The organism is Pantoea sp. ANP04 (assembly GCF_041982285.1).
GTDB lineage: Bacteria > Pseudomonadota > Gammaproteobacteria > Enterobacterales > Enterobacteriaceae > Pantoea > Pantoea eucalypti.
In genome coordinates this window covers 323,996-350,323 of record NZ_JAUTYS010000004.1, presented here as the reverse complement: position 1 = coordinate 350,323, position 26,328 = coordinate 323,996, and the positions used below count along the sequence as shown (strand labels likewise).

Sequence of the window (26,328 nt, the reverse complement as noted above, 5' to 3'; positions counted from 1 at the left end):
GATTATCCTCTTGCTGCCAGTGCGACTACACGCTCATAAGCCTGTCCGCTGCGGATGGCGTTAAGCGCCTGCTGTGCGTTTTCACGCAGATCTTCCTGACCAAATACTTTAAGCAACATCGCCACGTTGACGGCGACCGCCTCCTCATGGGCCTGCTGGCCATTACCCTGGAGTAAAGCCGTCAGAATGTCACGATTTTCTTCCGGCGTGCCGCCCGCCAGCGCTTCTTTGGGATGGAAGCCAAAACCAAAGTCTTCTGGCGAAAGCTGATAGCGGGTGATTTCCCCTTCACGGAGTTCAGCCACGTGTGTCACATCGTGCAGCGCCACTTCATCCATGCCGCCACCGTGAACCACTGCGGCGCGCTGATAACCCAGCACTTTCAGCGTCTGGGCAATCGGCATCACCAGGTCCGGGCTATAAACACCGATTACTGCCAGTGGAGGGCGCGCCGGGTTGATCAGCGGACCTAACACATTAAATAGCGTACGGGTCTTCAGCTGCTGACGGACCGGCATCGCGTGGCGAAAGCCGGTGTGGTACTGGGGCGCAAACAGGAAGCAGACGTTCAGATCGTCCAGCGCCTGGCGCGCACGGTCAGCGGGCATATCAAGATTAATACCAAAAGCGGCCAGCAGATCCGATGAACCCGATTTACTGGAGACGCTGCGGTTGCCGTGCTTCGCGACTTTCAGACCGCAGGTCGCGGCCACAAAGGCGCTGGCCGTCGAGATATTAATGCTGTTACTGCCATCTCCACCGGTGCCCACGATATCGGCAAACGCGTAATCCGGGCGGGGAAACGGTTTGGCATCTTCCAGCAGCGCCGTGGCGGCTCCGGCAATCTCTTCCGGCGTTTCACCGCGTACTTTCATGGCAACCAGCGCGGCAGCAAGCTGCGTGGGCTCCAGCTGTCCGGTAATAATGGCGCTGAACAGCGCATGACTTTCAGCCTGATTCAGCGTCTGCGCCTGGTAAAGTTTTTCCAGTGTCTGTTGCATCGTTATTCTCCCTGTTACTTCGCCAGCGCCCAGGCCAGCGTCTGTTCAAGCAGACGCGCGCCCTGAGAAGTCAAAATCGATTCTGGATGGAACTGGAAACCGCAGACGCGATCGGCTTCATGGCGAACAGCCATGACCATCCCGTTGTAACTGGCGTTGACCGTCAGCTCATCCGGCGTGTTGCTGCCCACCAGCGAGTGATAGCGCGCCACCGGCAGTGGATTACTCAGGCCGTTAAACATGGCTTCGCCGTCATGAACGATGGAAGAGGCTTTGCCGTGCAGGATCTCGCCTGCCTGACCCACATGGCCGCCATAGGCTTCGACAATTGCCTGATGTCCCAGACAGATACCGATAATTGGCAGACGACCGCGCAGCACCCGCAGCAGCGCCGGCATACAGCCAGCATCTTTTGGTGCACCGGGGCCGGGGGAGAGCATCAGCACCGGATTTTCCATCCGCTGCAGCTGTTCAATTAACAGTTCAGCGGGAAGATTGTTGCGATAAATCACCACGTTGTGACCAAAGGTCCGCAGCTGATCAACCAGGTTATAGGTAAATGAGTCGATGTTATCGAGCAGCAGAATATCGGCCATCAGAAGATCTCCTTGCAGTGATGGGCAGTTGCAATAGCGCGCAGTACGGCGCGGGCTTTATTGCGGCTTTCATCCGCTTCAGCCTGCGGATTCGAGTCCAGCACCACACCGGCGCCCGCCTGCACAGTGGCAACGCCGTCTTCGACATAGGCCGAACGAATAACGATACAGGTATCGAGATCGCCCTGGGCAGTGAAGTAACCCACCGCGCCGCCATAGCTGCCGCGACGCGTGCGTTCAGCACCGGCAATCAGCTGCATGGCACGAACCTTCGGTGCACCACTTAGCGTGCCCATGTTCATACAGGCGCGATAGGCGTGCAGGACGTCGAGGTCGGCGCGCAGCGTGCCCACGACGCGGGAAACCAGATGCATCACAAAAGAATAGCGGTCGACTTTGGTCAGATCAGCGACATAACGGCTGCCGGGCACGCAGATACGCGCCAGATCGTTACGCGCCAGATCCACCAGCATCAGATGTTCAGCCAGCTCTTTATGGTCGGTGCGCATCTCCAGTTCAATGCGGCTGTCGAGATCGCGGTCCAGTGAACCATCTGCATGGCGGCCACGTGGACGGGTACCGGCAATCGGGTAGATCTCAATCTGACGCGAGGTGGCGTCATACTTCAGCGAGCTTTCAGGCGACGCGCCAAACAGGGAGAAATCCTGATCCTGCATGAAAAACATGTACGGGCTTGGGTTGCTGTTTTTCAGCGTGTCGTAGGCGGTCAGCGGTGACGGGCACGGCAGCGAGAAGCGGCGCGACGGCACGACCTGGAAAATCTCGCCGATGCGAATCGCCTGCTGCATGGTGCGAACCACGTCGCAGTACTCTTCATCACTCTGGCTGGTCGTCAGCGACATCTGCTCTACCGTCTGAACCGGCAGGGCCGGAGCAGGCTGCAGCATCTGACCATGGAGCTGCTCAATGCGACGTTGCAGGCGCTGGAATTCGCTGGTGGACGGGCAGAACAGGCTGGCCTGCAGACGCGCGCTGCGGGTCTGGTGATCAATCACCAGTAAGGTCTCTGCCAGGTAAAAACAGTAGTCGGGGCAGCGTTGCTGATTATCCAGCTCCGGCAGGGTTTCAAACCCTGCGACCAGGTCGTAAGCAAACAAGCCTCCCAGCAGAACGGCTTCACGTTCGTCGGCAGAGGAGTTAACCAGCTGTGGAATAAGACGCAGTGCATCAAACACCGACAGGGCCTTAAGGCGGGAATCTTCATCCTGCTGATGATCGGTGCTCTGCGGGAAAGTCAGCTCGCGTCCATCGGGACGGACCTGATTGCTGACGGAGGCGGGCAGCGCCTCATCCAGCAGTGGCAGCACGGCGCGGCCATTTTCTGACAGCGCCTGAACGGTAACCGTATTACCCATGGCGCTGATACGCAGCGCGCTGTCGACAATCAGCAGGCTTTTCAAATTGCGCTTGCTGTCGATGTCAGCAGATTCGAGCAGCAGGGTTGCCGGACGTGCGCCGCACAGCTGATGAAACACTGCGGCCGGATCTTCGCGGTAGGGCGCGTTGCCGGTAATCAACTTCACTGTAGGTTTCGCATTTGGCATGATGATTTCTCTGAATTTCGCTCAAAAAAAAGCCCGCTCGGTGGCGGGCTCAGGTATTAGCACAGCGTTTACGCAAAGTGTGCACGACCCAGTCGCCCGTATTCGGGAACATCGCGCCAACCGTTTAAATGCGTGATTACAACAGCCATGATTCAATACCCGTTACGTGTGAACTTGTGTACTAGTTAACGGGTTCAGCGCGGAAAAGTCAATAGCCTTTTTCACTGAGCATTAAAATCGTTATCATGCTGGCCGGTTTAGTATTAGCAGGAGTTCTTTTGAGCGATATCGCCCGTTTCCCGGTTTACGATTTACACAGTCACACGCGTGCCTCCGATGGCTTTCTGACGCCAGCTGCGCTGGTGCAGCGAGCTGTAGAGATGCGCGTCGGCGTACTGGCGATCACCGATCACGACAGCGTTGCAGGTGTAGAAGAAGCGCAGCAAACGGCACTCGACCAGGATTTACCGATAAAAGTGCTGGCAGGTGCAGAGATCTCCACATTGTGGGAGAACCATGAGATTCACATCGTGGGCCTGAACATTGATATCCACCATCCGGCGATGGTGACCTTTCTGGCCGGACAACATGCGTGCCGTCGGATACGGGCCGAAGAGATCGGTGAACGACTGGCCAGGGCGCGTATTCCGGATGCGCTGGCGGGAGCGATGCGACTGGCAGATGGCGGCATCATTACCCGTGGTCACTTTGCCCGCTTTCTGATTGAGCAGGGCAAAGCTGAGAACATGGTGCAGGTGTTCAAAAATTATCTGGCGCGTGGCAAAACCGGCTACGTGCCGCCACAATGGTGTACAATTAAACAAGCTATTGATGCGATTCATCATTCTGGTGGTTGTGCCGTGCTGGCGCATCCTGGCCGTTACGGTTTATCGGCAAAGTGGCTTAAACGACTGGTCGCCCATTTCCGCGAAGCGGGCGGCGATGCGATGGAAGTCGCACAGTGCCAGCAGCCACCTAATGAGCGCACGACACTGGCGCAATACGCCAGAGATAATGAACTGGCCGCATCACAAGGTTCTGATTTTCATCAACCCTGCCCGTGGATTGAGTTGGGCCGCAAACTCTGGCTGCCCGCGGCGGTTGAGCCGGTCTGGGAACGCTTCCCGGATCTCGCTCCCAGCCTGGCAATCACGGAAAGGTGACACGAGGTTTTTATGAGTCAATTGTTTCACATTCATCCGGATAACCCACAGCCGCGCCTGATTAATCAGGCGGTCGACTACCTGAACAAAGGCAGCGTCATCGTCTATCCGACCGATTCCGGCTATGCGCTGGGCTGTCGGCTGGAAGAGAAGGGCGCGATGGAGCGCATTTGCCGTATCCGTCAGCTCGATGGGCACCACAACTTCACCCTGATGTGCCGGGACCTCTCAGAACTGTCGGTTTATTCGCAGGTGGGCAACTCCGCCTTTCGTCTGCTGAAAAACAACACGCCGGGTAACTACACCTTTATTCTCAAGGCGACCAAAGAAGTGCCGCGTCGCCTGATGAATGAGAAGCGTAAGACCATTGGTCTGCGCGTGCCTTCCAATCCAGTCGCACTGGCGCTGCTGGAAGCCCTGAATCAGCCGATGATGTCGACCTCATTAATCCTGCCGGGCAACGATTTCACCGAGTCCGATCCGGAAGAGATTCAGCACAGCATTGGTAAGCTGGTCGATCTGATCATTGACGGCGGCACGCTGGGTCAGCAGCCGACCACGGTGGTCGATCTGACCACCGATGCGCCGGAAATTGTGCGTGAAGGGGTGGGCGATACCCGCCCGTTCCTGTAATTAAGTCGGGCTTCAGACACCGCGGGTCGGTGTCTGAGCCAGATTCGACTCTAGCCAGCTCTTAAACTGGCCGTAAGGAATATAAAGTGACACATCTTTCAGGATCACTTTGTTATTACGACCATTCTTAATCGAATCAGAATAGCCAACAATAACGCCGCTTAGCGTATCATCACGGTTGTAAACGCCGCCGCCCGACATTCCCTGAACCACGCCTGCGTTAGACGCCATGGCGATACACGGGCTTTTATTCCAGTTATTCCTGATAGCCGTGCGGGCTAAATTAACCCCTGTCGATTCAACGGGCATCGCGGAAATAAAGCTGTAGCCATACATTTTAACGGGATCGCCGATGTCACCGCTGCGGAATTTAGCCAGCGTGCTGGCATCATTCTTGTGATAAATAATCGCAAGGTCGCAATAAGGGTGATATGACTTCACGCGCTGTACGGCAGTTTTAGCAACGTGCGCAGCGGTGAGGCTATATTCAGGCGTCAGAGGTATGCTGGTGCCCAGTGTGCCCAGGCCGAGGATCGTCGGAATGCCCGTCACGCTCATATCTACGTGCTGCATCGCCGTGCGACTGTACTCAGTATGGCCCACAGAGCAACCGCTCAGGACCAGTGCAGCAAGCACCGGGCACAGAAACAGGTTTCTCATAATGGTTTTCTTTATTCAGGCATGTCGGAAAATCCCTGGTGAAGATTTGTGACATGCAAGCGAGGTTCATCACTGAACCGTATTAACGCAACAACTCCGGATGCGCCGGTTTATTGGATTAATTAAAAAACGCTATTTTTATTAACGTATGGCATAACCACACGCTGATGTTGCAAAAACGCTTTATCGCGTTTTTATGCTTTTTTATTGTACTGCTGAGATTAAGTGTACCATCTTAATAGTATCGTACAATTTATTAAAGTTAATAAAAAAAAATATTACGGAAAATAAGGTTTTAAATAAATCTCCCTAAGGAATCAACTGCCTTTTTTATATCGACCGATCGCTTGTCATGGATAAAATCAAACAGGCAGTTTTTTACACTAGCACTGGCGCTTTTTGCAGAGCATCAAAAGCACGAGCCCAGCAAAAGAAGCTTAAGGTAGTGTTAAGGTTTTTATCATCAGAACATGGTTTTGCCTGGAAATGAATGCTTAAGAAATTTAATTACGCTCAGCTATAAAGTTTTTGATGTCTGCGTTTTATTAAACATATTTTCTTATGATAAAGGGTGATGTTATTTAAATGTAAATTAAAGATTATCAGATATAAAACAATCAGAAACCAAACTATTATTAAGCCATTGCTCTGCTCATAAAGCACGTTACATCAGCGTTAAATGCCTGTATAATGGGGCAAACTTACTAAGTTAACCTGTTGATTTAGAAAGGATTATCACCCAATCATGACGCCTGGGAAGGCGACAAAGAGGAAGCTCAATGAGCGAAAAGTTACAGAAAGTCTTAGCGCGTGCCGGTCATGGCTCGCGTCGTGAAATCGAATCAATGATAGCTGCTGGCCGTGTCAGCGTTGACGGCAAGATCGCCACACTGGGCGACCGCGTCGAAAGCAGCAAATCCCTGAAAATCCGTATTGATGGCCATCTGGTATCGATTGCTGAATCCGCAACCGAAGTATGCCGTGTGCTGGCTTACTACAAACCGGAAGGCGAACTCTGTACCCGCAGCGATCCTGAAGGCCGCCCAACGGTGTTTGACCGCCTGCCTCGTCTGCGTGGTTCACGCTGGATTGCCGTTGGCCGTCTGGATGTGAACACCTGTGGTCTGATGCTCTTCACCACCGACGGTGAACTGGCGAACCGCCTGATGCATCCGAGCCGTGAAGTGGAACGTGAATATGCAGTGCGCGTCTTTGGCCAGGTCGACGATGATAAAATTCGTCAGTTGAGTAAAGGTGTTCAGCTGGAAGATGGCCCGGCTGCGTTTAAAACGCTTAAGTTTGGCGGCGGGGAAGGGATCAACCAGTGGTATAACGTCACCCTCACCGAAGGACGTAATCGTGAAGTACGTCGTTTGTGGGAAGCGGTCGGCGTGCAGGTCAGTCGTCTGATGCGTGTCCGCTACGGCGATATCACCTTACCAAAAGGCCTGCCACGTGGTGGCTGGACTGAACTGGATCTGCCAGCGGTAAACTACTTGCGTAACCTGGTTGAGCTGGATGATGAAACCGTCACTAAGCTGGTGGTCGAAAAAGATCGTCGTCGTACCAAGGCGAACCAGATTCGTCGTGCCGTGAAACGGCACACTAAAGTGAGCAGCACACCTCGTGCGCCACGCCGCAATCCGGGCAGCAAACGTAACTCCGGTTAATAGCGTTGCCTGAATGCTAAAAACGCAGCCCCGTGGCTGCGTTTTCTTTTTCTGTTACCAGTCAATTCCCTGCTGAGCCTGTATACCGGCATCAAATGCGTGTTTCACTGGCCGCATCTCCGTTACCGTATCTGCCATCTCCGTCAGGCTGCGATGACAGCCTCGTCCGGTAATAATCACGCTCTGATGTGCCGGGCGCTGTTGCAGGGTGGTGATCAGATCGTCCAGCGGCAGATAATCCATGCTGACCATATAGGTGATTTCATCGAGCACCACCAGATCGATCTGCTCATCGGCCAGCATCCGCTTTGCATGCTGCCACACAGCCAGACAGGCGGCGGTATCCGTTTCGCGGTTCTGCGTGTCCCACGTAAACCCGGTTGCCATCACCTGAAACTCCACACCGTGCTGTTCCAGCAGGTTTCGCTCGCCATTCGGCCAGTCACCTTTAATAAACTGCATCGCTGCTGCTCGCTTGCCATGTCCGGTGGCGCGAAGTGCTGTGCCAAAGGCTGCCGTGGTTTTGCCTTTGCCATTGCCGGTGAACACCATCAGGATGCCACGAACCTCGGTGGCCGCTGCAATGCGCGCATCGACCTGCTCTTTTAAACGTTGCTGACGTTGTTGATGACGATCGTCAGCCATTATTCCGCGGCTCCCGGTTTTCTGCCCGGCTGTGCATCAAAGCTGATACCGGTTTTGCGTCGGCTGTCATCACCCATCAGATAAAGGTAGAGCGGCATCAGATCGGCAGGGGTTTTCAGCTTATTAGCATCTTCCTGCGGGAAAGCACTGGCGCGCATTTTGGTGCGCGTGCCGCCCGGGTTGATACAGTTTACCCGCAGCGAGTGCGTCTTATATTCATCAGCCAGTACCTGCATCATCCCTTCGGTAGCAAATTTAGAGACGGCATAAGCGCCCCAGCCCGCGCGACCCGTACGGCCAACGCTGGAGGTGGTAAAGACCAGTGAACCGGCATCCGATTTTAACAGCAGCGGTAACAGTGCCTGGGTCAGGAAGAAGGTCGCATCCAGATTGATATTCATCACCTCCTGCCAGATCTGTGGGTCCAGTTCCGCCAGCGGCACAATCTCACCCAGGATACCGGCGTTGTGCAGCACGCCGTCAAGACGCGGAAACTGCTGAGCCAGTTGCTCTCCAATCTGATGGCAACGTTCCGGCGTCGCATCGGCCAGATCGAACACCACAGTGTGAGCAGGGCATTGATTAAGTTGATTGATAGCCTGTGCGACCTGCTGAAGCTTATCAGCGTTACGGCCCATCAGGATCACTTCAGCGCCATAACGGGCGTAAGTCAGCGCCGCCTCCCGGCCAATACCATCGGAAGCACCCGTGACCAGGATAATACGGTGATTGAGCAGGTCGCTTTTCGGTTGATAGTGCACAGCGGGATCCTCCAGCGAAAACAGCATGATTCCGCTTTATGCCTGAATTTACGAATGGGCGCAATCGCCAACCTGCGCATTCTGTGCCGGCTGCTGGCATTTCAGGCGACGGAGCAGGGCAAAACGGCTAAACTGGCGAACTGTTTTTGATTCTCTGTAACTAAGGCGACCTGATGGATTTTATTTCAACGTATGGACTGTTTTTAGCGAAAGCGGTGACACTGGTGGTTGCCGTCGCCGCGATCGTCATGATTATTATGAATGCTGCGCTGCGCAAGCGGGCACAAAATGGTCAGCTTCGCCTGACGCATCTGGGTGATGACTATCAGCAGATGAAAGAGGATTTGCAGCTGGCAAAAATGAAACCCCAGGCGCAAAAAGTCTGGCTGAAAAACCATAAAAAAAGCGAAAAGCTGAAAGCGAAAGCGGAAAAACAGGCGGCGAAGCAGGGGCAGACTGACAGCGTCAAACCCACCCTTTATGTGCTCGATTTTAAAGGCAGCATGGATGCCGGTGAGGTGACCTCACTGCGTGAAGAGATATCAGCAGTACTGGCCGTAAAACAGCCCGGCGATGAAGTGCTGTTGCGTCTTGAAAGTCCGGGCGGCGTGGTACATGGCTATGGCCTGGCGGCCTCGCAGCTGCAGCGTCTGCGCGATCAGGGACTGTGTATTACGGCAGCCGTGGATAAAGTGGCGGCCTCCGGCGGATACATGATGGCCTGCGTAGCTGACCGCATCGTGGCAGCACCGTTCTCAATCATTGGCTCAATTGGTGTGGTTGCGCAAATTCCTAACTTCAACCGCCTGCTGAAACGTAACGATATCGATGTTGAGCTGCATACCGCCGGACAATATAAGCGTACGCTGACGCTCTTCGGTGAAAACACCGAAGAAGGGCGTGAGAAGTTCCAGGAAGATCTTGACGAAACACACCTGTTATTTAAACAGTTCGTTCACCAGATGCGCCCGTCACTCGATATCAATAAGGTTGCAACCGGTGAACACTGGTATGGCCGTCAGGCGCTGAATCTGGGGCTGATTGACGAAATTGGCACCAGCGATGATTTGATCATTCGTCAGATGGATCAGTTCAACGTTCTTGGCGTGCATTATGCCCGTCGCCGTAAAATGATGGACCGCTTTACCCAGAGTGCCGGTTCGGTGGCCGAGCGGCTGTTGCTGAAACTCTGGCAGCGTGGTGAAAAGCCATTGCTCTGATGCGAAACCCGGCCTGTGCCGGGTTTTTTATTTCAGGTGCGGGTGTTTTATTCCAGGTGATAGCGCGGCGACAGCACCACTGCAAGGTGTTTAAAGACGTTAAACACGGCGGTGGTTTTCGCGGTCGGCAGTCCGTCCGCGTCAAGAAAAAACGGTCCGCGAAAGACCAGTACATCGGCCTGCTGAGTCACCTCGTCCGCCTGCATGCCTGCTAAATAATCGTCATGCTCTTTGATCAGCGTATTGGCCTTTTCCAGCAACGCCTGGCGGGAAATAGCCTGTGTCGTTCTCTCCATTTATTCGTTCCTTTTTGACAGCACCCAAATCCTTTCTATATTACTGGCGTGCCAGACGGTATGACAAATCGGTCTGAACGATGAAATCTGGCGTAAGTTCAGGCTGAGTGCTAATTAGGTTGCGTAACAGATTTTATCAGGTAGAGTGTGGGCGATTCCGATTTCAGGGATTTTGCACCGGGATGTGTGAAGAGTTCAGATGGAAAAAGTATGCCTTATCATGCAGTTGCATTACACCGCATCATCTGTTCTGAGATTGACCCCTCCGCCTTGAAATGTTAAACAGGCGCAGCAATATTGAACCCGATGGGTTTTTGGGCATCCAATCCTCTCCCGTTAAGCAGGATGTTTTCATTAGGTAAAGGTAAATATGGGTAAAGCACTCGTTATTGTTGAGTCCCCGGCAAAGGCTAAAACAATCAATAAATATCTGGGCAATGACTACGTGGTTAAATCCAGCGTCGGTCATATCCGGGATCTGCCGACCAGTGGTTCAACCGCAAAGAAGAGTGCTGACGCCTCGACTGAAAAGAAAGCCAAAGACGCTGCGACTGACAAGAAAGTCAAAAAAGTAAAAAAAGATGAGAAAGCCGCACTCGTCAGCCGCATGGGTGTTGACCCCTATCACGGCTGGGAAGCGGATTATCAGATTCTGCCCGGCAAAGAGAAAGTGGTTGCGGAACTGAAGGCATTAGCCGCCAATGCTGACCACATCTATCTCGCAACCGACCTTGACCGCGAAGGGGAAGCTATTGCCTGGCACCTGCGGGAAGTGATCGGGGGTGATGACTCACGCTTTAGCCGCGTGGTATTTAACGAAATTACGAAGAATGCGATTCGTCAGGCGTTTGAAAAGCCGGGCGAACTGAATATTGACAGGGTTAATGCTCAACAGGCGCGTCGTTTCATGGACCGCGTGGTGGGTTATATGGTCTCACCACTGCTGTGGAAAAAGATCGCCCGTGGTCTTTCTGCCGGACGTGTTCAATCCGTTGCCGTGCGTCTGGTCGTGGAGCGTGAGCGAGAAATTAAAGCCTTTGTGCCTGAAGAGTACTGGGAAGTTAATGCCGCGCTAAGCACGCCGAAAGGTGATGAGCTGTCGATGGATGTGACGCACAAAGGCGATAAAGCCTTCCGTCCGGTCAATCGCGATGAAACCTACGCCGCCGTCGCGCTGCTCGAAAAAGCGCGTTATGAGATCGTCGATCGTGAAGATAAGCCGACCAGCAGTAAGCCGGGCGCGCCCTATATCACCTCAACGCTGCAGCAGGCTGCCAGTACCCGTCTTGGCTTTGGTGTTAAGAAAACCATGATGATGGCCCAGCGCCTGTACGAAGCGGGTCACATTACTTACATGCGTACCGATTCAACCAACCTGAGTCAGGATGCGGTCGCCATGGCACGGGGTTATATCGAAAGCAATTTCGGTAAAAAATATCTGCCTGACAATCCTGTGACTTACGCCAGCAAAGAAAACTCCCAGGAAGCGCATGAAGCGATTCGTCCTTCTGATGTGGACGTGGTGGCGGAACAGCTGAAAGATATGGAAGCGGATGCACAGAAACTCTATCAGCTTATCTGGCGTCAGTTTGTTGCCTGTCAGATGACACCGGCAAAATATGATTCCAGCACCATCACCGCCGCCGCGGGTGAGTTCAGACTCAAAGCAAAAGGGCGTATTCTGCGTTTCGACGGCTGGACCAAAGTGATGCCAGCGCTGCGCAAGAATGATGAAGATCGTACGTTGCCTGCGGTCAGTGTGGGGGATGTTCTGGACCTTAAAGCACTGCAGCCGGGTCAACACTTCACCAAGCCACCGGCGCGCTTCAGCGAAGCATCCCTGGTGCGCGAGCTTGAGAAACGCGGAATTGGCCGTCCATCAACCTACGCAGCCATTACCTCGACCATTCAGGATCGTGGCTATGTGAGGGTGGAAAATCGCCGTTTCTATGCGGAAAAAATGGGTGAAATCGTTACCGATCGTCTGGAAGAGAACTTCCGCGAACTGATGAATTACGATTTCACCGCCCGCATGGAGAGCAACCTTGACCAGGTTGCCAATAACGAGGCGCAATGGAAAGCGGTGCTCGACCACTTCTTCAGCGACTTTACTCAGCAGCTTGAACTGGCTGAGAAAGATCCTGAAGAGGGTGGCATGCAGCCAAACCAGATGGTGCTGACCTCAATCGAGTGTCCGACCTGTAGCCGTCAGATGGGAATTCGCACCGCCAGTACCGGCGTCTTCCTGGGCTGTTCTGGCTACGCGCTGCCGCCTAAAGAACGCTGCAAACAGACCATCAACCTGATTCCGGAAAATGAAGTTCTCAATATTCTGGAAGGGGATGATGCTGAAACCAACGCACTGCGTGCCCGTCGCCGCTGCCAGAAGTGTGGCACAGCCATGGACAGCTATCTGATCGATAACGAACGTAAACTGCATGTCTGTGGTAATAACCCGGAGTGTGATGGTTACGAAATCGAGAAGGGTGAGTTCCGCATCAAAGGCTATGACGGCCCGATAGTGGAGTGTGAGAAGTGTGGTTCTGAGATGCACCTGAAGATGGGACGCTTTGGGAAGTACATGGCGTGTACCAATGAAGAGTGCAAAAACACCCGTAAGATTTTGCGTAGTGGTGAGGTTGCTCCACCGAAAGAAGATCCGGTTCCACTGCCAGAGCTGGCGTGTGAGAAGTCCGATGCTTACTTCGTGTTGCGAGACGGCGCAGCGGGCGTTTTCCTTGCAGCCAACACCTTCCCGAAATCACGCGAAACGCGTGCGCCGCTGGTGGAAGAGCTTCAGCGCTTTAAAGATCGTCTGCCTGAAAAGCTGAAATATCTGGCCGACGCGCCAGCAGCCGATCCGGAAGGTAACAAAGCGATGGTGCGCTTTAGCCGTAAAACCAAACAGCAGTATGTTTCCTCTGAAAAAGAGGGCAAAGCAACAGGCTGGTCCGCCTTCTATATAGACGGTAAATGGCAGGTCGCGAAGAAGTAATCCAATCAGGCCAGCGCTCGCTGGCCTTTTTCTGAGCCTTATATCAATCCGTTCTACTCTTTAACGTAAACTGATATAGTTGTTATAGCATTTCCGACCTTTCCTGATGCATAGCATTTTCTACCCTAGCGACTATACGTCAACCGGGGATGCGACTCTGTAACTTACCGGATGGAACAGATATGAAATTACAGCAGTTGCGCTATATCGTCGAAGTGGTAAACCATAATCTCAATGTCTCTTCGACAGCGGAAGGCCTCTACACCTCTCAGCCTGGCATCAGCAAACAGGTTCGCATGCTGGAAGATGAGCTGGGCGTGCAAATCTTTGCCCGCAGCGGGAAACATCTCACTCAGGTCACGCCGGCAGGTGAAGAGATCATTCGTATAGCGCGTGAAGTGCTCTCAAAAGTGGATGCGATCAAATCGGTGGCGGGTGAGCATACCTGGCCGGATAAAGGCTCGCTCTATGTGGCGACCACGCACACTCAGGCTCGCTATGCGCTGCCTGGCGTGATCAAAGGCTTTATTGAGCGTTATCCGCGTGTCTCACTCCACATGCATCAGGGTTCCCCGACTCAGATTGCCGAAGCGGTCTCCAAGGGCAATGCGGATTTTGCGATTGCCACCGAGGCACTGCATCTCTATGACGATTTAATCATGCTGCCTTGCTACCACTGGAACCGGGCGATTGTCGTCACCGCTGACCATCCGCTGGCGGGAAAAGGCCAGGTGACCATTGAGGAGCTGGCTGAGTATCCTCTGGTCACTTACACCTTCGGCTTTACCGGGCGTTCTGAACTGGATACGGCCTTTAATCGCGCAGGATTAACGCCACGCATTGTTTTCACCGCCACTGACGCAGACGTCATCAAAACTTATGTTCGCCTGGGCCTGGGCGTAGGGGTTATTGCCAGCATGGCGGTGGACCCGGTGGCCGATCCTGACCTTATTCGTATTGAAGCCGCTGACATCTTTACCAACAGCACCACAAAAATTGGCTTCCGCCGAAGTACCTTCCTGCGTAGTTATATGTATGATTTTATACAACGTTTTGCGCCACATTTGACGCGCGACGTGGTGGACACAGCGGTAGCCTTACGCTCAAACGAGGATATTGAGGCGATGTTTAAAGATATCAAACTGCCGTTTAAATAGAGTTTACGCGCTTCACTTAAACTTAAGGCTGCCAGGTGCAGCCTTTTTTGTTTCCAGGCTTTAGCGCCAAATGAGAATCAAAATTTTTATGATTTTTTTGTAAATGAAACATTGATCACATGTTTTCCCATTGGGCTTTCTTAAATGCGAATTACCACACATTTTTAACTATGTCACTTTGCGACTTGCCAGGATTATTCCCATACTCCAGTTAAGAGTTAATGCAGGAAGCCAGTAAACATAAGGGTCTTTAGCGATCTCTTTAGTTTTAAATGGACCTGTTTTTAAATTAACTCAAATTTATTAGCTCTCTGTTTAATTAAATATTTGTTCCGAAGTTAATGGTTTCTTACGTTACTGGCTCCTATTGATTAATACCGTTAATCGTTTTACTCAATAAAAATAACTGGATTTTTGGCCTTAACGCGTTTAGGATTCCTCCTAAATCTTAATCGATGTTATCAATCATTTTGTTGAGAGTGATTATCAAAAACTATGAATACACGACTGACTGTACAACCGGGTTTCCCGGCAAAAAGCACCAAGGTTGAGCGTACCGGCAACACCCGTCGCAATGCCTGGTTAACCGTATTCGCTGCCTCTGCGCTGTTCTGGGTGGTAGTAGCGTTAATGATTTGGCGTATCTGGGGCTAAAGCCATGTGGGCAAACACACTCAGCCATAAACGTTCCCTGACTTCACGTCAGCACAAGCCGGTTGCCTGCAAAGGAAAAGAACCACTTGCAAAGGACGAGAAAGTGTCTATCCCCGAATCGTGGGATTTGAGTGATAACCAGAGACTTTTTATTGAGTCATTCCTGGACCCTAAGAGTAAATAACCTTTTCAGACCATTTATTAGTCGCAGTTTTTATTACCGGAGTTTCCGGCGGGCTTGTTAATTGCCCTTTACCACATTGCGTACGACCAAAGGGTGTCGCCTTGATGAGGTGACCGCAAAAACTTTTACGCCAGATTCCGGCGAAGGAGTGAACCAAATGAATATGATTAAAATGTCCTGGCTCAGCGCGTATGCCTTCTCCTTTGCGTTCTGGTCTGCGGCGGTGTGGATAACGCTGTAATTTGAATTAAATCACCTTTTTTATGATGCCTCGTGATCTCACGGGGCATTTTCGTTTGTGAGCGATTGTGGCAATTTGTGTTGTAATCAAATCGTTAACGAATTTTGGTCTATCTTTAACATAAACCTTTGTCTCTCTAAGGTTTAAGACCATGAATGAAAAAGGAGGAGCTATGTCGTCTACCCTACGCGAGCAGAGTCAGGAAATACTGCAGGTCGACACCAAAAAATATCACATCTTCAGTCTTCCCCGCGCTGCTCAACATCTCGGCAATATAGACAGTCTGCCCAAATCTCTGAAGGTCCTGCTGGAAAATTTACTGCGCTGGCAGGATGGTGATTCTGTTACGGCAGAAGATATTCAGGCGCTGGTTGACTGGCAAAAAGATGCCCACGCCGATCGTGAAATCGCCTATCGTCCCGCCCGTGTATTAATGCAGGACTTTACCGGCGTACCTGCCGTAGTTGACCTGGCGGCGATGCGCGAAGCGGTAAATCGCCTGGGTGGCGATGTGGCGAAAGTGAATCCGTTATCGCCAGTGGATCTGGTCATTGACCACTCAGTTACCGTTGATCACTTTGGCGATGATGACGCTTTCGAGGAGAACGTCCGGCTGGAGATGGAGCGCAACCATGAGCGTTATGTCTTCCTGCGCTGGGGACAGAAAGCTTTTGATAAGTTCCGGGTTGTACCGCCGGGCACCGGTATCTGCCATCAGGTGAACCTGGAGTATCTGGGTAAGGCGATCTGGCATGAAACGCTCAACGGCGAAGAGTATGCCTGGCCCGATACACTGGTCGGCACTGACTCCCACACCACCATGATCAACGCGCTGGGCGTGCTGGGATGGGGAGTAGGGGGAATCGAGGCAGAAGCTGCCATGCTTGGCCAGCCCGTCTCCATGCTGATTCCGGATGTAGTGGGTTTCAAACTCACCGGCAAACTCAAGCCAGGCATCACCGCGACTGACCTGGTGCTTACCGTTACCCAGATGCTTCGTAAGCATGGCGTCGTGGGCAAATTTGTCGAGTTTTACGGTGATGGTCTGGCCGATCTGCCGCTGGCTGATCGCGCCACTATTGCCAACATGGCCCCGGAATATGGCGCGACCTGCGGTTTCTTCCCGGTCGATGATGTCACGCTCAGTTACATGACGCTGACCGGCCGCGATGCCGACCAGGTCGCCCTGGTGGAAGCTTATGCCAAAGCGCAGGGCCTGTGGCGTAACGCCGGCGATGAGCCGCGCTTTACCAGCACCCTGTCACTGGACATGAACGAAGTGGAATCGAGCCTTGCCGGACCAAAACGTCCGCAGGATCGGGTTTCGCTGGGTGATGTGCCTGCCGCGTTTGACGCCAGCAACGAGCTGGAAGTAAATCAGGCGCAGAAACCGCATAAAAATGTCGAATACACCGACAGTGACACCGGCCTGACGCATACACTGACCGACGGTGCCGTTGTAATCAGTGCGATTACCTCCTGTACTAACACCTCTAATCCCAGCGTGCTGATGGCGGCTGGCTTACTGGCGAAGAAAGCGGTCGAGCGTGGCCTGAAACGTCAGCCGTGGGTTAAAGCTTCACTGGCACCCGGTTCTAAAGTGGTTTCAGACTATCTCGCCGTCGCGCAACTCACCCCTTATCTTGATGAGCTGGGCTTTAATCTGGTCGGTTATGGCTGCACCACCTGTATCGGTAACTCTGGTCCGCTAAAAGATGAGATTGAGTCTGCCATTAAAGCGGGCGATCTGACTGTCGGTGCAGTGCTGTCCGGCAACCGCAATTTTGAAGGTCGTATTCATCCGCTGATTAAAACCAACTGGCTCGCGTCGCCACCGCTGGTGGTAGCCTATGCGCTGGCGGGTAATATGAAAATCAACCTGCAGACTGAGCCACTGGGCCACGATCGTCAGGGCCAGCCGGTCTATCTGAAAGATATCTGGCCAACGCCGAAAGAGATCGCCACAGCCGTGCAGCAGGTTACCAGCGACATGTTCCATAAAGAGTACGCTGAAGTCTTCGACGGCACGCCCGAGTGGCAGGAGATCAAGGTCAGTGAAGCGGCGACGTATGACTGGGATGAAGGCTCGACCTATATTCGTCTGTCGCCGTTCTTTGATGATATGGAGAAAGAGCCTAAGCCGGTGCAGGATATTCGCGGTGCGCGGGTCCTTGCTATGCTGGGCGATTCCGTCACCACGGACCATATCTCACCGGCGGGCAGCATCAAAGCTGAAAGTCCCGCTGGACGTTATCTGCTGTCACACGGCGTTGAGCGAACCGACTTTAACTCCTACGGTTCCCGTCGCGGTAACCATGAAGTGATGATGCGCGGCACGTTCGCCAACATCCGAATCCGCAATGAGATGGTGCCAGGCGTGGAGGGCGGTTATACCCGTCATTATCCGAGTGGCGAGCAGCTGGCTATCTATGACGCGGCGATGAAATATCAGGCGGAAGGTATACCGCTGGCCGTGATTGCCGGTCTTGAGTATGGCTCCGGTTCAAGCCGCGACTGGGCGGCGAAAGGCCCACGTTTGCAGGGTGTGAGAGTTGTCATTGCTGAATCTTTTGAGCGTATTCACCGCTCAAACCTGATCGGCATGGGCATTCTGCCGCTGGAATTCCCGCAGGGCGTGACCCGCAAAACCCTGGGCCTGACCGGTGAAGAGCGTATTGACGTGGAGAATCTTCAGGCACTGACGCCAGGCTGCAGCGTGAAAGTGACGTTGACCCGTGCTGACGGCAGTAAAGAGGCGCTGGACACCCGCTGTCGCATTGATACCGGTAATGAGCTGACCTATTACCGTAACGACGGCATCCTGCACTACGTTATCCGCAATATGCTGGACTGACAAAAAAAGCCGGGGCGACCCGGCTTTTTCATTCAGGATTTCGGCAGCAGATGCCCCATCTTCGCCGCTTTGGTATCCAGATAGTGCGCATTCTTCGGGTTACGTCCCACGACCAGCGGCACACGCTCAACGATGTTGATCCCGGCTTCGCTGAGGATCTCAACTTTACGCGGGTTATTGGTCAGCAGGCGCACTTCATTTACGCCCAGCAGTTTGAACATATCGGCGCACAGGGTGAAGTCGCGTTCATCAGCGGCAAAGCCTAGCTGATGGTTTGCTTCCACGGTGTCATAGCCTTTGTCCTGCAACGCATAGGCGCGGATCTTATTCAGCAGACCGATATTACGGCCTTCCTGGCGGTGATACAGCAGCACACCGCGACCTTCTTCTGCGATGGCATTAAGGGCGGCTTCAAGCTGAAAGCCGCAGTCGCAACGCAGGCTGAAGAGCGCATCGCCGGTCAGGCATTCGGAGTGAACGCGCGCCAGTACCGGCTCGTTATCATTAATATCGCCAAAGACCAGTGCAACGTGGTCATGTCCGGTTGCCAGTTCTTCAAAACCAACCATCAGGAAATCTCCCCATGGCGTGGGCAGTTTGGCTTCTGCCACCCGTTTAAGCTGCATGTGACTCTCCAGAACCTTCAGAGGATGCACTATCATCATGATAGTGCACAGGCCAGTGTGGCCCGACAAACGTGCAATATTGTGCCACAACCCGCAAGCGGGCTGGTAATCTCTGATACCAATTGCAGTGATAAAGCACAATTATCCAATCGGCAACGGTTATGTTATTCTTTTTTAAGCTAAAGTTATGCAATTGTTGTCTTTTAACACCGGGATAAGGGAAGAGGATGTTTAAGATTTCGCGTCGAACCACCTTCGGAATGCTGCTGCTGCTGATCATGCCCGTTGCCGTCTGGCTTACTGGCTGGCGCTGGCAGGCAGGTGAAAGCAATGCGGTGCTGAAAGGTCTGTTCTGGATGACCGAAACCGTTACCAATCCGTGGGGCATTGTCACCAGCGTGCTGCTGAGTGCATGGATGCTCTGGTGCCTGCGCTTTCGCCTGAAGCCCGCCATTCTGCTTCTGCTGATCATGAACGCGACGATTCTGGCCGGGCAATACACCAAATCCTTTATTAAAGAGCAGATACAGGAGCCGCGTCCCTATGTGATCTGGCTGGAACAGCATCATGGTCTGGACGAAAAGACCTTTTACGAACTTAAACGTAAACAGCGTGGGGAGATGGTGACCTCGCTGATAGCCGATGAGACGCAGATCCCGGGCTGGCTGAAACGTCACTGGGCGTTTGAAACCGGTTTCGCTTTTCCCTCTGGTCACACCATGTTTGCCGCCAGCTGGGCGCTACTGGCATTGGGCCTGCTCTGGCCGCGTCGTCACTATAAAACCGTGGTGGTGATCTTCCTGTGGGCCACGGGCGTGATGGCGAGCCGTCTGTTGCTGGGCATGCACTGGCCGCGCGATCTGGCAATGGCAACGGTACTTTCCTGGATACTGGTCACCGTCGCTACCTGGCTGGCACAGCGATTCTGTGGACCACTGACGCTGCCGCCGGAAGAGCAAAAAGAGGTGGCGCAGCGGGAGCCCTGATTGTAATTCACCCTTAAGACCCCATATTATTAGTCAGGCCTGCGCAAAAGTGACCTGGCCGATGCTGCTGGGAGCAGCATTTTTGCTGGAGTTTTGGCATAATTCTACCCGACAACCTCACAACAGGATGCACTGTGAAATATTTGCTGATTTTTTTAGTGGTACTGGTCATTTTTATTATTTCCGTCACTTTGGGTGCGCATAACGATCAGGTCATTACTTTTAACTATCTGCTGGCGCAGGGTGAGTTCAGCATCTCGACCTTACTGGCATCGCTGTTTGGCGCAGGTTTCGTGCTTGGCTGGATTATCTGTGGGCTGTTCTGGTTACGGACCCGCGTCGCACTGGCAAATGCCAACCGGAAAATCAAGCGTATGCAGACGCAAATCGAGCAGAGTACTGCTCTGGCGACCACGCCAGCTTCGCCGGCTGGCCGGGAATAATCCCCGATGCATGAATTGCTGTTTCTGTTACTGCCGGTGGCGGCTGCGTATGGCTGGTATATGGGCCGCCGCAGTGCACATCAGGACAAGCAACAGGAAGCCAACCGACTGTCGCGTGAATATGTCGCTGGCGTAAACTTCCTGCTCTCAAATCAGCAGGACAAAGCGGTCGATCTGTTCCTTGATATGCTCAAAGAGGACAGCGGCACGGTAGAAGCACACCTGACGCTGGGTAATCTCTTCCGATCGCGTGGCGAAGTTGATCGCGCTATCCGTATTCATCAGGCTCTCATGGAAAGTGCTTCCCTGAGCTACGAGCAGCGTCTGCTCGCCGTTCAGCAACTGGGGCGTGATTATATGGCGGCGGGCTTTTATGACCGCGCTGAAGATATGTTTAAGCAGCTCACCGATGAAACGGACTTCCGGGTGGGCGCGCTGCAGCAGCTGCTGCTGATCCATCAGGCAACCAGCGACTGGCAGCAGGCGATTGAGGTGGCAGAACGTCTGGTTAAGCTCGGTAAAGATAAGCAGAAGGGCGAAATTGCCCACTTCTACTGTGAACTGGCGTTACAGGCCATGAGCAGCGACGACCTGGATCGCGCAATGAGCCTGCTGAAGAAAGGGGAGGCGGCCGATCGCAACAGCGCGCGCATCTCTATCATGATGGGCCGTATTTTCATGGAGAAAGAGGATTTCACCAAAGCGGTGGGCCATCTGCAGCGGGTGCTGGATCAGGATAAAGAGCTGGTCAGTGAAACGCTGGGGATGCTGGAGACCTGTTTCCAGCGGCTTAATCAGCCCGAAGCCTGGGCTGATTTCCTGCAGCGTTGTGTGGAAGAGAATACGGGAGCCGCAGCGGAACTCTATCTCTCGGATATCCTGGAGCAGCAGCAGGGTGCTATAGCGGCGCAAAACTACATCAGTCGACAGCTGCAACGCCATCCAACGATGCGTGTGTTCCATCGCCTGATGGATTTGAACCTGCATGATGCGGAAGATGGCCGTGCCAAAGAAAGCCTGATGGTGCTGCGTGACATGGTGGGCGAACAGATTCGCACCAAGCCGCGCTATCGCTGCCAGAAGTGTGGTTTCACCGCGCATGCACTTTACTGGCACTGCCCATCCTGCCGTACCTGGTCTTCCGTTAAACCTATTCGTGGGCTCGACGGCCAGTAAAACTGGCCGCCGCGCACAGCACACACCTTATTATAGTTACAACATACTATTGAATTATCACCTCCCTGACCTCCGCCATCGTGCATAAAACGCCGGGCAGAGGGGCAAAGGCGATTGTGATGGTCAGATACCGCAGGTAGAATGCTTGCCGTTTGTCTAATGCGCCTGCGGGCGCCTGTTGCAGAGGAAATGCCATGCCTTCACCCCACAATGTGACCGCTTCGCCGATTCTGGTCGCGCTGGATTACCATGACCTCGACAGCGCGCTGCGTTTCGTAGACCAGATTGATCCCCGCAGTTGCCGACTGAAAGTGGGCAAAGAGATGTTTACGCTGTTCGGACCCTCGCTGGTTAAAACCCTGCAGCAGCGCGGTTTTGAGCTCTTTCTCGATCTGAAATTCCACGATATTCCTAACACCACTGCCCATGCCGTGGCTGCTGCTGCCGATCTCGGCGTCTGGATGGTCAACGTCCATGCCAGCGGTGGCGCGCGGATGATGAACGCAGCGCGCGAGGCGCTGCTTCCTTTTGGCAAAGATGCGCCTCTGCTAATTGCGGTGACCGTACTGACCAGTATGGATGCAGACGATCTCAAAGAGCTGGGCATTACACTTTCGCCTGCCGAACAGGCAGAACGACTGGCGAAGCTGACGCAATCATGCGGGCTGGATGGCGTGGTCTGTTCTGCACATGAAGCGGTTCGCTTCAAACAGGTTCTGGGTCAGGATTTTGCGCTGATCACGCCGGGAATTCGCCCGGCAGGCAGCGATGCAGGCGATCAGCGTCGCATCATGACACCCCAGCAGGCGAAGCAGGCGGGCGTAGACTACATGGTGATAGGGCGTCCGATCACCCAATCCGCCGATCCCGCCGCCACCCTGCAGGCGATCCTGCACAGTCTGGAGACACCATAATGGCAGAGGATAATCGACTGGTTTACTCCACCGACAGCGGGCGCATTACCCAGCCTGAGACTAAAGCAGAGCGGCCAAAAGGGGATGGCATTGTACGCATCCAGCGCCAGACCAGCGGACGCAAAGGCAAAGGCGTCTGTCTGATCACCGGCATTGATCTGGATGATGCAGCACTGACGCTGCTGGCCGCTGAACTGAAAAAGAAGTGTGGCTGTGGTGGATCGGTAAAAGAGGGTGTTATCGAGATTCAGGGTGACAAACGCGATTTACTGAAAAGCCTGCTGGAAGCTAAAGGGATGAAAGTCAAACTGGCGGGCGGCTGAATTAAAAAAATCGGGCTACCGAAGTAGCCCGATGGTCATGTAGATGCTTAGCGTAGCCGTTTATTCTTTTAATAAGGTCCTTAGTGGACCTGATGACCGATAATACCACCAACTGCGGCGCCACCGACTGTGCCGAGCGCGCTACCATTGGTCAATACTGAACCCCCAATCGCACCCGCGCCCGCGCCAATGGCGGTGTTGCGGTCACGCTTAGACCAGTTAGAACAGCCGCTCAGGGCAACAGCTAACGTGGTAGCCAGTACAACGGCAGTGATTCGTTTCATTGTTGTAGTCATACACTTCTCCTTTGATGTGCTCACAGAGGCAACACTCTTAGTATAGCTCCGATATTTCCTCAGCCCGCTTGTGCCGCATTATTGCCTCATCCCTGACGGCATAGAAATGTGATCACCATGGACAAACCGTTTGTAGCGGGTGAGTCACAATGCGCCAGGCCAACAGGTCCACGCATTGTCTGAGAGGATTCTAAGCGTTCTGCAATAATTCCGAAGATGGAAAATTCTGAAATCACGGCACATTTTTTCATTCACAGCCATTCCTTCTGCGTTTATAGCCATTTGCTCCATAACCCTTTCGCGTCCGACTCCGCAAAATTCAGGGACGATTGTCAGCAGGAGAAAAGAGATGCTGGAACACCTTAAACAACAGGTTCTGGAAGCGAATCTGGATTTACCCAAATACAACCTGGTGACCTTTACCTGGGGGAATGTCAGCGCGATTGATCGCGAGCAGGGTTTGCTGGTGATTAAACCTTCCGGCGTGCGCTATGAAGTGATGAAGCGCGACGACATGGTTGTGGTCGATCTGGTGAGTGGCAATGTAGTAGAAGGGGATAAACGCCCTTCATCGGACACGGCGACGCATCGTGCGCTCTATCTCGCCTGGCCGGAAGTCGGTGGCATTGTCCATACGCATTCGCGTCATGCGACCATCTGGGCGCAGGCAGGACGACCCATTCCGGCCTGGGGAACGACGCACGCCGACGATTTCTATGGCGAGATCCCCTGCACCCGCGCGATGCGTAACGAAGAGATTCAGCACGAGTACGAGTGGAACACGGGCGAAGTGATTATTGAGACGTTCGCGCAGCGCGGATTATCGCCTTCGGCGATCCCGGGGGTACTGGTCAACTCCCACGGCCCGTTTGCCTGGGGTAAAGACGCCCATGCCGCTGTACACAGCGCGGTTGTCCTGGAGGAGGTGGCCTATATGGGGCTCTTTAGCCAGCAGCTTACCGCTAACCTGCCGCCCATTAATCAGACGCTGCTCGATTTACACTACCTGCGAAAGCACGGTGAGAATGCCTGGTACGGGCAAAAATAACGAACGGGACGCGATGGCGTCCCTTTTTTTGTCGCCATTGCCGCTGGTATGGCGATCCCCGTCATAGTTATCAAAACATCAATCCTGAAAAAATAAAACAGTGTTTCATTTATATCGAGGCTATCACTGTTTTAATAACCTCAAATCACTACTTTGCTTTCATCGCCTTCGGGCACTTCCTGCTCCAACACTGGCAAAGCAAAGGTGAAACCTGTATGCACATCAAACGGGCAATAGACAAAATTCCGGGCGGCATGATGCTTATTCCGCTGTTTATCGGCGCACTCTGCCATACATTCTCTCCCGGCGCCGGGAAATACTTCGGCTCTTTCACCAACGGTCTGATGACGGGGACGGTGCCGATTCTGGCCGTCTGGTTCTTCTGTATGGGAGCATCGATAAAGCTCAGCGCTACCGGCACGGTACTGCGTAAATCAGGCACGCTGGTGTTAACGAAAATTGCCGTTGCCTGGGTTGTGGCGGCTATCGCCTCACGCGTGATGCCGGAGAATGGGGTAGAAGTGGGGATGTTCGCGGGCTTATCCACGCTGGCGCTGGTAGCTGCAATGGACATGACGAATGGCGGCTTGTATGCCTCGATCATGCAGCAATACGGTTCCAAAGAGGAGGCTGGCGCGTTTGTGCTGATGTCACTGGAGTCCGGGCCATTAATGACCATGGTTATTCTGGGTACTGCGGGTATCGCCTCATTCGAGCCACACGTGTTTGTGGGCGCTGTCCTGCCGTTTGTGGTCGGATTTGCATTAGGGAATCTTGATCCGGAATTGCGTGACTTCTTCGGAAAAGCGGTACATACGCTGATTCCTTTTTTCGCTTTTGCGCTGGGTAACACCATTAACCTGGGTGTGATTGCGGAAACCGGACTGCTGGGCATCATGCTGGGCATCGCCGTGATCATCATTACAGGTATCCCGCTTATTCTGGCCGACCGGCTGATTGGCGGCGGGGATGGCACGGCCGGTATAGCCGCATCCAGTACGGCAGGCGCCGCAGTGGCGACACCCGTACTGATTGCCGAGATGTTGCCGCAGTTTAAACCGGTTGCGCCTGCCGCAACGGCGCTGGTTGCCACATCTGTCATTGTGACCTCAGTGCTGGTGCCCATTATCACCGCTATCTATTCAAAACGCCTTAAGCGTCTCCATGTTGCCGTCGGGCAGCGTGCCGCTATTAAGTAACCTGCCTAATCAATCCCCGGCGCGCCAGTCGGGGATCACTCTGGATTTTGTGTTGTAAATCAATCTCTCATTTGGTCTGGCCTCACTCTGCATTACGCTGATGTGGCGTATTTAACGCATCAAAATATAAACAGAGGATGAGACAATGACAGTTATTAACCAAGCAACGTGCAGATTATTTACCGAAGTCGGCAATACCACGCAGTTAGTCGCCTATTACGAAGAAGGGCGTCGTACCATGTGGATGATGTTGCGTGCACAGCCCCGTCCGAGTTTCAACCATGAACTGATTGAGGAGATCATGAACCTGAGCTACGCCGCTCAGCGTTCCGGCCTGCCAATCGATTTCTGGGTCACCGGGTCACTGGTACCGCAAATGTTCAACGCCGGTGGCGATCTGCGCTTCTTTGTTGAGTGCATTCGCAACAACCGCCGCGAGGCGCTCCGGGCTTATGCGCGTGCCTGCGTGGACTGCATCCATTCTGCAGCACGCGGTTTTGATACAGGCGCGGTGACGCTGGCGATGATCGAGGGCAGTGCGTTAGGCGGCGGATTCGAAGCGGCGCTGGCGCATCACTTCATTCTGGCGCAAAACAATGCACGGATGGGCTTCCCGGAAATTGCTTTTAACCTGTTCCCTGGTATGGGCGGCTACTCACTGGTGGCACGTCGTTCCGGCATGAAACTGGCCGAAGAGCTGATTTGTGAAGGGGAGTCTCACAGCGCTGAGTGGTATGAGACGCGTGGACTGGTCGATAAGGTCTTCCAGCCAGGCGACAGCTATCGTGCCACTCGCACCTTTATCGACACGTTACGGCCTAAACTCAATGGCGTGCGGGCGATGCTGAAAGCGCGCCAGCGCGTGCTGCAATTGTCACGCGCTGAGCTCATGGATATCACAGAAGATTGGGTCGATTACGCGTTTACTATCGAACCTAAAGATATTGCTTACATGGAACGCCTGGTACAGTTACAAAACCGCCACAGCGCATCACTGCGTAAAGCGGGTTAATCCGGACCAG

The 26,328-nt window shown here is 53.5% G+C and carries 23 protein-coding genes, 1 pseudogene and 1 other annotated feature; of the genes and pseudogenes, 16 read left to right on the top strand and 8 right to left on the bottom strand.

Going from position 1 to position 26,328, the window contains the following annotated elements; all coding sequences use genetic code 11:
• Positions 1–2: 2 nt before the first annotated feature.
• Both trpD and Q7C21_RS08440 read right to left on the bottom strand, forming a co-directional pair.
• Positions 3–1,597: pseudogene (gene trpD, locus Q7C21_RS08445) on the bottom strand (bifunctional anthranilate synthase glutamate amidotransferase component TrpG/anthranilate phosphoribosyltransferase TrpD).
• Positions 1,597–3,162 (bottom strand): anthranilate synthase component 1, encoded by a 1,566-nt coding sequence (locus Q7C21_RS08440; RefSeq protein ID WP_375150610.1) that lies wholly within the window; start codon positions 3,160–3,162, stop codon positions 1,597–1,599. The pseudogene trpD and the gene Q7C21_RS08440 overlap by 1 nt, the downstream one beginning before the upstream one ends.
• A gap of 23 nt (positions 3,163–3,185) precedes the next feature.
• Positions 3,186–3,287: a sequence feature (Trp leader region), on the bottom strand.
• Positions 3,288–3,407: 120 nt separating this feature from the next.
• Here Q7C21_RS08440 and Q7C21_RS08435 point away from each other — a divergent pair.
• Positions 3,408–4,325 carry a PHP domain-containing protein gene (locus Q7C21_RS08435; RefSeq protein ID WP_167518470.1) on the top strand — a complete coding sequence of 306 codons (918 nt, stop codon included), beginning with the start codon at positions 3,408–3,410 and terminating at the stop codon, positions 4,323–4,325.
• 12 nt (positions 4,326–4,337) lie between these two features.
• A complete protein-coding gene (locus Q7C21_RS08430) occupies positions 4,338–4,958 on the top strand; it encodes an L-threonylcarbamoyladenylate synthase (RefSeq protein WP_003853883.1) in 621 nt (206 codons plus the stop codon).
• A gap of 12 nt (positions 4,959–4,970) precedes the next feature.
• Here the strand turns inward: Q7C21_RS08430 and Q7C21_RS08425 are convergent, their stop codons facing one another.
• A complete protein-coding gene (locus Q7C21_RS08425) occupies positions 4,971–5,618 on the bottom strand; it encodes a hypothetical protein (protein ID WP_003853881.1) in 648 nt (215 codons plus the stop codon).
• Between the two features lie 779 nt (positions 5,619–6,397).
• Between Q7C21_RS08425 and rluB the strand changes: the two genes are divergently transcribed.
• Positions 6,398–7,288, top strand: a complete 891-nt coding sequence (gene rluB, locus Q7C21_RS08420; RefSeq protein ID WP_003853880.1) for a 23S rRNA pseudouridine(2605) synthase RluB — start codon at positions 6,398–6,400, stop codon at positions 7,286–7,288.
• 54 nt (positions 7,289–7,342) lie between these two features.
• On the opposite strand, the gene cobO is transcribed toward rluB, so the two are convergent.
• Together cobO and Q7C21_RS08410 are read right to left on the bottom strand one after the other, a co-directional pair.
• Positions 7,343–7,933, bottom strand: coding sequence for a cob(I)yrinic acid a,c-diamide adenosyltransferase (cobO, locus tag Q7C21_RS08415; RefSeq protein ID WP_375150609.1), 591 nt, complete (start codon positions 7,931–7,933; stop codon positions 7,343–7,345).
• Entirely contained in the window at positions 7,933–8,694 is a 762-nt protein-coding gene (locus Q7C21_RS08410; RefSeq protein WP_003853876.1) for a YciK family oxidoreductase, read from the bottom strand. The genes cobO and Q7C21_RS08410 overlap by 1 nt, the downstream gene beginning before the upstream one ends.
• A 173-nt stretch (positions 8,695–8,867) precedes the next feature.
• On the opposite strand from Q7C21_RS08410, the gene sohB reads away from it, so the two are divergent.
• The gene (sohB, locus tag Q7C21_RS08405) at positions 8,868–9,914 is read left to right on the top strand and encodes a protease SohB (protein WP_375150608.1); all 1,047 of its coding nucleotides are present in this window, start codon (positions 8,868–8,870) and stop codon (positions 9,912–9,914) included.
• A gap of 47 nt (positions 9,915–9,961) precedes the next feature.
• Here sohB and Q7C21_RS08400 read toward each other — a convergent pair whose 3' ends face one another.
• A complete protein-coding gene (locus Q7C21_RS08400) occupies positions 9,962–10,210 on the bottom strand; it encodes a YciN family protein (protein ID WP_003853871.1) in 249 nt (82 codons plus the stop codon).
• A gap of 370 nt (positions 10,211–10,580) precedes the next feature.
• Between Q7C21_RS08400 and topA the strand changes: the two genes are divergently transcribed.
• The 4 genes from topA to acnA all read left to right on the top strand — a co-directional run bounded on the left by topA (position 10,581) and on the right by acnA (position 18,295).
• On the top strand, positions 10,581–13,205 hold the full coding sequence (gene topA / locus Q7C21_RS08395) for a type I DNA topoisomerase (RefSeq protein WP_003853868.1): 2,625 nt from the start codon (positions 10,581–10,583) through the stop codon (positions 13,203–13,205).
• A 182-nt stretch (positions 13,206–13,387) separates the two neighbouring features.
• On the top strand, positions 13,388–14,362 hold the full coding sequence (cysB, locus tag Q7C21_RS08390) for an HTH-type transcriptional regulator CysB (protein ID WP_003853865.1): 975 nt from the start codon (positions 13,388–13,390) through the stop codon (positions 14,360–14,362).
• 495 nt (positions 14,363–14,857) lie between these two features.
• On the top strand, positions 14,858–15,016 hold the full coding sequence (locus Q7C21_RS08385) for a YmiA family putative membrane protein (protein ID WP_003853864.1): 159 nt from the start codon (positions 14,858–14,860) through the stop codon (positions 15,014–15,016).
• Between the two features lie 597 nt (positions 15,017–15,613).
• The gene (gene acnA / locus Q7C21_RS08380; RefSeq protein WP_003853860.1) at positions 15,614–18,295 is read left to right on the top strand and encodes an aconitate hydratase AcnA; all 2,682 of its coding nucleotides are present in this window, start codon (positions 15,614–15,616) and stop codon (positions 18,293–18,295) included.
• A 32-nt stretch (positions 18,296–18,327) separates the two neighbouring features.
• Here the strand turns inward: acnA and ribA are convergent, their stop codons facing one another.
• The gene (gene ribA, locus Q7C21_RS08375; protein WP_003853859.1) at positions 18,328–18,921 is read right to left on the bottom strand and encodes a GTP cyclohydrolase II; all 594 of its coding nucleotides are present in this window, start codon (positions 18,919–18,921) and stop codon (positions 18,328–18,330) included.
• 227 nt (positions 18,922–19,148) lie between these two features.
• Here ribA and pgpB point away from each other — a divergent pair, with 227 nt between their 5' ends.
• From pgpB to yciH, 5 genes are all read left to right on the top strand, one after another.
• The gene (pgpB, locus tag Q7C21_RS08370; protein ID WP_078804456.1) at positions 19,149–19,907 is read left to right on the top strand and encodes a phosphatidylglycerophosphatase B; all 759 of its coding nucleotides are present in this window, start codon (positions 19,149–19,151) and stop codon (positions 19,905–19,907) included.
• A 134-nt stretch (positions 19,908–20,041) separates the two neighbouring features.
• Positions 20,042–20,350, top strand: a complete 309-nt coding sequence (locus tag Q7C21_RS08365) for a LapA family protein (protein WP_003853856.1) — start codon at positions 20,042–20,044, stop codon at positions 20,348–20,350.
• A 6-nt stretch (positions 20,351–20,356) separates the two neighbouring features.
• Positions 20,357–21,526: a lipopolysaccharide assembly protein LapB gene (gene lapB, locus Q7C21_RS08360; protein ID WP_375150607.1), complete on the top strand. Its 1,170-nt coding sequence runs from the start codon at positions 20,357–20,359 to the stop codon at positions 21,524–21,526.
• 194 nt (positions 21,527–21,720) lie between these two features.
• Complete coding sequence (pyrF, locus tag Q7C21_RS08355) at positions 21,721–22,440, top strand: orotidine-5'-phosphate decarboxylase (RefSeq protein ID WP_192377621.1); 720 nt, start codon at positions 21,721–21,723, stop codon at positions 22,438–22,440.
• Positions 22,440–22,763, top strand: coding sequence for a stress response translation initiation inhibitor YciH (gene yciH, locus Q7C21_RS08350; protein WP_008925275.1), 324 nt, complete (start codon positions 22,440–22,442; stop codon positions 22,761–22,763). The genes pyrF and yciH overlap by 1 nt, the downstream gene beginning before the upstream one ends.
• A gap of 80 nt (positions 22,764–22,843) precedes the next feature.
• Here the strand turns inward: yciH and osmB are convergent, their stop codons facing one another.
• Positions 22,844–23,059 carry an osmotically-inducible lipoprotein OsmB gene (gene osmB, locus Q7C21_RS08345; RefSeq protein ID WP_003853848.1) on the bottom strand — a complete coding sequence of 72 codons (216 nt, stop codon included), beginning with the start codon at positions 23,057–23,059 and terminating at the stop codon, positions 22,844–22,846.
• A 349-nt stretch (positions 23,060–23,408) separates the two neighbouring features.
• On the opposite strand from osmB, the gene araD reads away from it, so the two are divergent.
• From araD to Q7C21_RS08330, 3 genes are all read left to right on the top strand, one after another.
• Positions 23,409–24,107: an L-ribulose-5-phosphate 4-epimerase gene (gene araD / locus Q7C21_RS08340; RefSeq protein ID WP_008925273.1), complete on the top strand. Its 699-nt coding sequence runs from the start codon at positions 23,409–23,411 to the stop codon at positions 24,105–24,107.
• Positions 24,108–24,322: 215 nt separating this feature from the next.
• Positions 24,323–25,306 carry a 2-keto-3-deoxygluconate transporter gene (kdgT, locus tag Q7C21_RS08335; protein WP_008925272.1) on the top strand — a complete coding sequence of 328 codons (984 nt, stop codon included), beginning with the start codon at positions 24,323–24,325 and terminating at the stop codon, positions 25,304–25,306.
• A gap of 145 nt (positions 25,307–25,451) precedes the next feature.
• Positions 25,452–26,318: a crotonase/enoyl-CoA hydratase family protein gene (locus Q7C21_RS08330; RefSeq protein ID WP_003853843.1), complete on the top strand. Its 867-nt coding sequence runs from the start codon at positions 25,452–25,454 to the stop codon at positions 26,316–26,318.
• Positions 26,319–26,328 lie beyond the last annotated feature (10 nt).